Origin of the sequence: Ochrobactrum sp. SFR4 (genome assembly GCF_019730395.1) — a bacterium.
Taxonomy (GTDB): Bacteria; Pseudomonadota; Alphaproteobacteria; order Rhizobiales; family Rhizobiaceae; genus Pseudochrobactrum.
Genome location: NZ_JAAPBB010000122.1, coordinates 1 through 541, shown reverse-complemented (window position 1 = coordinate 541; position 541 = coordinate 1). Strand labels below are relative to the sequence as shown.

1 protein-coding gene is annotated in these 541 nt (G+C 40.7%); it reads right to left on the bottom strand.

Translation table 11 applies throughout. The features are described from left to right. On the bottom strand, positions 1-504 hold a 504-nt coding region (locus tag HBA93_RS18165; protein ID WP_502910138.1), incomplete at its 3' end, for a TetR/AcrR family transcriptional regulator. Positions 505-541 lie beyond the last annotated feature (37 nt).

Below are 541 nucleotides of genomic sequence, written 5' to 3'. Positions count from 1 at the left end.
TTCAGATATCATAGATAAAGAACCAATAATTAAAGCTTTGACACCTAGCGTGTATTTATTTTTAATTTCGCTGTTTTCTCTATGGGCACTGTTTTGGTTCGTTTCTTCTTTGGGAATAAGCGTATCAGCAACAGAAACACACACATGCGCGACAGTTTGGAAAAGCCACTGAGCTTGCTCATTTGTAAGATTATAGGATTGCACTAATAATTTTTGGTGGTTTTGAATTTTTGAAATCATATCTGATGTAATCAAATCTCCACGCAGTAAATAAGGTGAGATGCCCGGATGTCTTTCCACAAAGTGCCACATACAAGCACCGAAAGTTTCCATGTATTCTTCCAGTGGCTCATCATGTGGGGCAGGAAGCTGCCAGCGTAGGAAAATTTCGCTGGCAACTAACTGTTTGAGTTCATCTAAAGAAGATACATATGTGTAAAGCGTCATATGACTGAGGCTAAGTGCTGCAGCAACACCGACGATAGAAATCTTTGGCAGTCCCATAGCAATTCCGGCATCTGCAATTTGCGTCCGCGTGATT